Source organism: Dolichospermum sp. UHCC 0260 (genome assembly GCF_009711985.1).
GTDB lineage: Bacteria > Cyanobacteriota > Cyanobacteriia > Cyanobacteriales > Nostocaceae > Dolichospermum > Dolichospermum lemmermannii.
The window spans coordinates 17,912-23,962 of the sequence record NZ_VIKZ01000029.1; the positions used below are offsets into that span (position 1 = coordinate 17,912).

Sequence of the window (6,051 nt, forward strand, 5' to 3'; positions counted from 1 at the left end):
TTTTCTCTTGGTTATTATTAATTATTTCTTCTGTTGGTAAACAATCTTCCCAATTCAATTCTAACTCTCTGCATATCCTTTTCAGGGAGTCAACTGAAATTGGTTGAGCCTGAAAAAATTTGGTAACTGTTGTTCTAGATAAATGATGTTTAGCAAAATTGGATTTTGATTCAAATCCTAGTCTAATTAAAGCCATTTCGGCCTTCTTTATACATTGACAAGAGGCTGTCACGGTAATTCTTTTCTTTTTTTGATCATTATTAGGGCTTCTCATCACCTAAAAACATATTATTACTGACAGTATTTATTTTCTCATAAGAAGTCTCTCATCATGTATCAACAAATCTTATATGCCTCTAAAATCCCTTTGAAAGAAGCAGATTGAATAATTAACAAGTGTCTAATATTACAATCAAAAACTTTTTCAACAACCTCTAAGTTAATCATAAAACAGTCACAAGACAATCATTACTTAGACAGGAGTTGAGATTTTTAGATTTAGAGTGGGATAAGTAAATCTATGTAAAACTACTTTATGTTAAGAATTTTTTCAACTCATGGGCTTTTCGGATTTCTACTGATTGGTTTAATGATTACCTCCTGTGGTGGAGGTACATCAAGTAATACCCCTAGTACAGGTACATCAAGTAAGACTTCTAGTGGAACAGGAACTACACCAGTTACACCAATAACATCTAATACCACGACAGAACCGCTAAGGAGCGATTATACATCTCAATGCAATGCTACAGACAATGCTTGTAGAGTTACACAAGGATCTAAATGGTTACAAGACCATGCTCAGTGGCGACAAGGCTTAACAAATGGGGATAGTGGTGGAACTACTGGTACTAATCCCATTATACCTATAATAAGGCAAAATGCTGCGGATACGTACGCTGATTGCGCCAGGATTGGTGATCCTAGTTTAAATTGTGACCTTGATCTGCGTGGAGTTCCTTAAACTTAATCTAGAGTAGTAGGTTGGGTAGAGCGACAGCGAAACCCAACATTTCCAAAAATAACTTAACCAGCAGTTTGCGAAAAACAAAAATAAGATTAATAAGCGCACCACAAAATTTTTATCACTAATATCTGTATATCAAAATATCGTCAACTGCTGCAACTACATAACCAGCAAAATGATAAATGAAAAAAATAAATATTTTTCCTCACATATCGTTACTAGAGCGCTATTTAATCTCAGAAATTACCCCGATTTTACTATTTACCATCGTTATTGTTACTGTTGTTGCGGAATCAATTGGTATATCATTCGAGCAATTTAGTTTTCTTCTGACGGAACAAATATCTTTCGGTACTTTAATATATTTACACATTCTTAAAGTACCTGAGTTTATTGTTTTGGCTGTACCAATTGCTATTTTAATGACCACAATATTCGTTTATAATAAATTATCAATTACCAGTGAAATTATTGCTTTACAAAGTTGTGGAATAAGTTTGTATAAATTAATCTGTCCAGCGATTCATCTAAGTCTTATTCTTTCATTAATCCTATTTATTGTTAATGAGGGTATTGTCCCTATCTCTAACTATAAAGCTGCTATTACCTTAGAGGAAGTGATGAATATAAATAGATGGGATCTTAAAAGTCATCACATTGTTTATAAAGAATTAGCCAACAGAAATTATGAACAAATATCTAATAAAGATAATTATCTTAAATACTTCTTTTACTCAGAGAGATTTAGTGATGGAAAAATGCAAGAAGTTACCTTATTAATTAGAGATAATCGGGGTTTGAAGGTAATTATAAAATCTAAATTTGCTGAATGGAATGAAGGAAACAAATATTGGTTTTTTTATAATGGTGTCAAGAGTATAATTAATCCAGATGGTTCTTATGGTCAGGGAATTAAGTTTGATGAAATTCGCCTTAATCTTTCTAGTATATCTCGGCAATTTCAACTAGATAGGGAAAAATTAGATCATAGAGAAATGAATATATTTCAAATTTATCAACGATTGTTAGTTGCAAAAAAAGCAGGAGATATCCCGAATCTAATCAAATTACAAGTTAATCTTCAAAAAAGATTTACCCTACCTATTTCCTGCGCTGTATTGGCTTTTTTGGGTACAGCTATAGGAATTAATTTGCAACCAAGGATTAAATATAATAGTTTTACAGTTACTTTAGTAATTCTGGGGTTAATGAAAATATTTGAGGCGGTTATTAATGCTTTAATTATTTCAGGAAATATCTACAGTTATGTAATATGGCTACCAAATATTTTGGCTACAGGTTTTAGCTTTTACATATTAACTGAAAAAAATTCCTGAAATCGGATTATATTTGTTAAATACCTGTAAGTAATGGGAACTAGTAGTCTGTCAAGATAAAAATGATGGACTGTAGTGTGAGCGTCTCGCTCACATTTATTGAGCAGATACATAAAAATGATGGACTGTAGTGTGAGCGTCTCGCTCACGCGGGCAAGACTTGTACTGAGCTTGTCGATAGCGCAGCGTGGCGTTAGCCATAGTATGCCCGCACTACCAAAAACCCGTCAAAATGTCTTTGACAGACTACTAGTACATCACGGCGTAAATAAAGCAACCATATTCAATCGCCAAAAAGCCTACTGTATATTAGTTTTGACTTTTGACTTTTGACTTCCGCCCTGCGGTACTAGGGGAAGAATTTTCCTGATTGTAACTTATGAATGGGCGCAAGCCCTGCGCCCCTACCTGATTTTAATTATGAATTTTTGCAAAAATGCGATCGCTAATTTCTACTTCTTGATGACTTAATTGTTTTAATTTATGGGTTAAATCTGCCGTCAGCCTTTTGGCTTCTAGTTTTAAATTTCCATTCATATAATCTGCGGCTTTGATAGGTTCACCAATATGAATACTCACATCAGTACCCCAATGAGGATAGGGTTCACTGTAATGGATACCGACAGGAATAACTTTAATATCTAATCCTGGATAGGTAGATTCAGCCGTCACAGCTAAACGAGCGATTCCCGGCTTCAGGGGGTGAAGTTGACCATCACGATGAATACCACCTTCGGGATAAATAACTAACATTTCCCCCTGCTGCATTAACTCTACTGTATGCCGGAGAGTTGCGATCGCCGGACGTTCAATATTTACAGAAAAACCCCCCATTCGCAGCACAAACCAACCTTGCAACCCCTGACATTCATTACTCGTTACCATAAATCGCATATCTCTACCCGTCACACAACGACCAGTAGCATAGGGCAAAACCAAGGAATCCCACCGGGAACGATGGGTAGGTGCCAGAATTACCGGTCCACTTTTAGGAATATTTTCTCTTCCAGTCACCTTAATATGCCCAAAGAAAGATGGCAAAATCATGTAGTGTCCTAGAAGATAAGCAACACGGATTAACCAAGGCGAAACCCGCGAGGTATTCTGAAGCACCGAAGGTCGCCGAGCGGAGTCGAGGTGAGGATTTACAGGCGTATTTTTAGTTTGAGAATGGCGGTTGGTAGAAGCAAAGTATGATTTGATCATAACGGTGGCTGATTTTTTGGCTAATAAAAGATGACACCAACTTGATTATGTCCACCGTAGATTTTCTTGGGTAACTTGTGTTTTCCCCTTTGGACAGTTTTATCTGTGTCTGTTATTTTTGTTGACGTTGGGTAGCAAACCAATTTTGTAATTGTTCTCGACAGTCTGATTCTAGAATACCTCCTAGCACTTTCAGACGGTGATTAGAGGCTGGATGGTCAGGGATGTTGATAACAGTACGAATCGCGCCAGTTTTGGTATCGTCCACGCCATAGATCAATTTTCCCAATCGGGCATGAACTATCGCACCGGCACACATCGGACAGGGTTCTAGAGTGACATATAAAGTGCATTGATGCAAGCGCCAACTTTGTAAAACTTGACTAGCAGCCCGAATCGCCATAATTTCTGCGTGTGCAGTCGGATCTTGATCCCGTTCTTTGCGATTTTCACCCACAGCAACCAATTGATTATCTGTGTCAACAATCACAGCCCCCACAGGAACTTCACCAGCATCACCCGCTACCTGTGCCAATTCCAGGGCGTGATTCATCCATTTTCGATGTTGTAAATATTCTGGGTGTTCAAGCATTGGGGGAAGAAGGAGTCACCGAGTCAGGAGTCAGGAGTCAGGAGTCAGGAGTCAGGAGTCAGGAGTCAGGAGTTCAGGAGTCAGGAGTCAGGAGTCAGGAGTCAGGAGTCAGGAGTTCGGGAGTCAGGAGTCACCGAGTCAGGAGTTCAGGAGTCAGGAGTCAGGAGTTCAGTAGAAGGAGTCAGGAGTCAGGAGTCAGGAGTCAGGAGTCAGGAGTTCAGGAGTCAGGAGAAGAAAGAAGAAAGAAGAAAGAAGAAAGAAGAAAATTACCCAATCACCAATCACCAATCACCAATCACCCATTACCAATTACCAATTACCAATTACCCATTACCCATTACCCGCAACCTCAAATAACAGAGGGTCAAGTTGAGCTTTTGCATCTAATTGATACAGGTCATCACAACCACCAATATGTTGATTATTAATAAAAATTTGGGGGACGCTACGGCGGCCGTCGGCGCGTTCTGCCATATTTGATCTGGCTGTTTCGTCGCCATCAATTTTGTACTCGGTGAAATTAACACCTTTCCACCATAGTAGCATTTTAGCGCGAATGCAGTAGGGGCAAGTTTGCCAAGTGTAAATTTCTACATTGGCTTTGATTTGCTCTGGATGGCGACCGAGAAGAGAGTTGAGAAAATTTAGCATATTCTTAATTAAGAGGTTTTCTTGTAATTAAATCTCATCTACAGAAATCCAGTTTAATAGCTGGAGTGCCGTTAGTTATACTTCTCAGAGGATATATTTGCCACGAGTATCAATAAATGTTTCAATTATGTAGAAACATCCAAAGAAGATTCTTGGGAAAAAACGATGATGAAATTTAGGAAATTATCTGTCATTTTACAGGGGATAGGGATGCCTTTAGCGATCGCCCCTTTAATCATAATTCTGAGCGCCTGTAATGATCAACCACAAAATAATCCCAATACACAAAATCCCGACAGCACCCCCCAAGGACAAGTTACTCGCGTTCTCTGGAATCGCATTAAAAGCCGTGGACAGCTTGTTTGTGGCGTTAGTGGTGAACTACCAGGATTTAGTTTTGTCGGCACTGACGGCAAATATAGCGGCATTGACGTTGATATTTGTCGGGCTGTTGCCGCAGCAGTATTTGACAATCCAGACGCGGTAGAATATCGCAATCTCAATACCAAGGAGCGATTTACCGCTTTACAAACTGGAGAAGTAGATATTCTCAGTCGCAATACTAGCTGGACTTTTAGCCGTGCAACTTCCCAAGGTTTAGATTTCGCACCTGTGGTATTTTATGATGGTCAAGCCGTCATGGTGCGTAAAAATAGCAATATTCAATCTATCAAAGACCTGAAAGACAAAGCCATTTGTGTGCAAACTGGAACTACTACTGAACAAAATTTAGCAGACCAAATGCGGAAACGGGGAATTACTTATAAACCCGTTGTTTTTGAAGATGTGAATATCACCTTTGCCACTTATGCAGAAGGACGTTGTGATGCTGTCACCACAGACCGTTCTGCACTGGTTTCTCGACGGACAACCTTACCTAAACCAGAAGATAATATCATTTTAGATGATGTTCTTTCTTCTGAACCTCTAGCGCCAGCAGTTGCTAAGGGTGACACCAAGTGGAGTGATATAGTGAAATGGACTGTTTATGCTTTGGTGAAAGCAGAAGAATTGGGAATTAATTCTCAAAATTTAGCCGAGTTTGCTAATAGTAAAGATCCCGATATTAAACGTTTTTTAGGAACAGAAGGAAACCTGGGCGAAGGAATTGGTTTAACAAAGGATTTTGCTGCCAAAATTATCAAGCACGTTGGTAATTATGGCGAGATTTATGATCGCAATTTGGGAGCAAAAACAAAACTAAATCTCCCGCGCGGACAAAATCAAATTTCCTCAAAAGGAGGATTACTCTATTCTCCACCTTTCCGCTAAGGAAGCAAAAGAACTTTATTATTATT

7 protein-coding genes and 1 pseudogene are annotated in these 6,051 nt (G+C 38.6%); 4 read left to right on the plus strand and 4 right to left on the minus strand.

The features are described from left to right. A pseudogene (locus FJR08_RS23255) lies at positions 1-196 on the minus strand (hypothetical protein); the annotation flags it as partial. A 339-nt stretch (positions 197-535) separates the two neighbouring features. On the opposite strand from FJR08_RS23255, the gene FJR08_RS12820 reads away from it, so the two are divergent. Beyond that, positions 536-964, plus strand: coding sequence for a hypothetical protein (locus tag FJR08_RS12820; RefSeq protein WP_168633421.1), 429 nt, complete (start codon positions 536-538; stop codon positions 962-964). A gap of 185 nt (positions 965-1,149) precedes the next feature. Then, positions 1,150-2,304 carry an LptF/LptG family permease gene (locus FJR08_RS12825; RefSeq protein ID WP_168633422.1) on the plus strand — a complete coding sequence of 385 codons (1,155 nt, stop codon included), beginning with the start codon at positions 1,150-1,152 and terminating at the stop codon, positions 2,302-2,304. Positions 2,305-2,718: 414 nt separating this feature from the next. On the opposite strand, the gene FJR08_RS12830 is transcribed toward FJR08_RS12825, so the two are convergent. Next, positions 2,719-3,510, minus strand: a complete 792-nt coding sequence (locus FJR08_RS12830; protein ID WP_015079618.1) for a 1-acyl-sn-glycerol-3-phosphate acyltransferase — start codon at positions 3,508-3,510, stop codon at positions 2,719-2,721. Between the two features lie 112 nt (positions 3,511-3,622). Beyond that, entirely contained in the window at positions 3,623-4,102 is a 480-nt protein-coding gene (gene tadA, locus FJR08_RS12835) for a tRNA adenosine(34) deaminase TadA (protein ID WP_168633423.1), read from the minus strand. Between tadA and FJR08_RS22995 the strand changes: the two genes are divergently transcribed. Next, positions 4,091-4,459 (plus strand): hypothetical protein, encoded by a 369-nt coding sequence (locus FJR08_RS22995; RefSeq protein WP_174783086.1) that lies wholly within the window; start codon positions 4,091-4,093, stop codon positions 4,457-4,459. The two genes, tadA and FJR08_RS22995, sit on opposite strands and share 12 nt — an antisense overlap. Here FJR08_RS22995 and grxC read toward each other — a convergent pair. Next, positions 4,433-4,753 carry a glutaredoxin 3 gene (grxC, locus tag FJR08_RS12845; RefSeq protein ID WP_148765859.1) on the minus strand — a complete coding sequence of 107 codons (321 nt, stop codon included), beginning with the start codon at positions 4,751-4,753 and terminating at the stop codon, positions 4,433-4,435. The two genes, FJR08_RS22995 and grxC, sit on opposite strands and share 27 nt — an antisense overlap. A gap of 165 nt (positions 4,754-4,918) precedes the next feature. Here grxC and FJR08_RS12850 point away from each other — a divergent pair, with 165 nt between their 5' ends. After that, entirely contained in the window at positions 4,919-6,025 is a 1,107-nt protein-coding gene (locus tag FJR08_RS12850) for an amino acid ABC transporter substrate-binding protein (RefSeq protein WP_168633424.1), read from the plus strand. The last annotated feature ends 26 nt before the right edge of the window (positions 6,026-6,051 follow it).

Excerpts from the sequence above, each read along its gene's own strand:
- FJR08_RS12850 (WP_168633424.1), top strand. The coding sequence starts at position 4,919 with ATGATGAAATTTAGGAAATTATCTGTCATTTTACAGGGGATAGGGATG.
- FJR08_RS12820 (WP_168633421.1), top strand. The coding sequence starts at position 536 with ATGTTAAGAATTTTTTCAACTCATGGGCTTTTCGGATTTCTACTGATT.
- FJR08_RS12825 (WP_168633422.1), top strand. The coding sequence starts at position 1,150 with ATGAAAAAAATAAATATTTTTCCTCACATATCGTTACTAGAGCGCTAT.
- grxC (WP_148765859.1), bottom strand. The coding sequence starts at position 4,753 with ATGCTAAATTTTCTCAACTCTCTTCTCGGTCGCCATCCAGAGCAAATC.
- FJR08_RS12830 (WP_015079618.1), bottom strand. The coding sequence starts at position 3,510 with ATGATCAAATCATACTTTGCTTCTACCAACCGCCATTCTCAAACTAAA.
- tadA (WP_168633423.1), bottom strand. The coding sequence starts at position 4,102 with ATGCTTGAACACCCAGAATATTTACAACATCGAAAATGGATGAATCAC.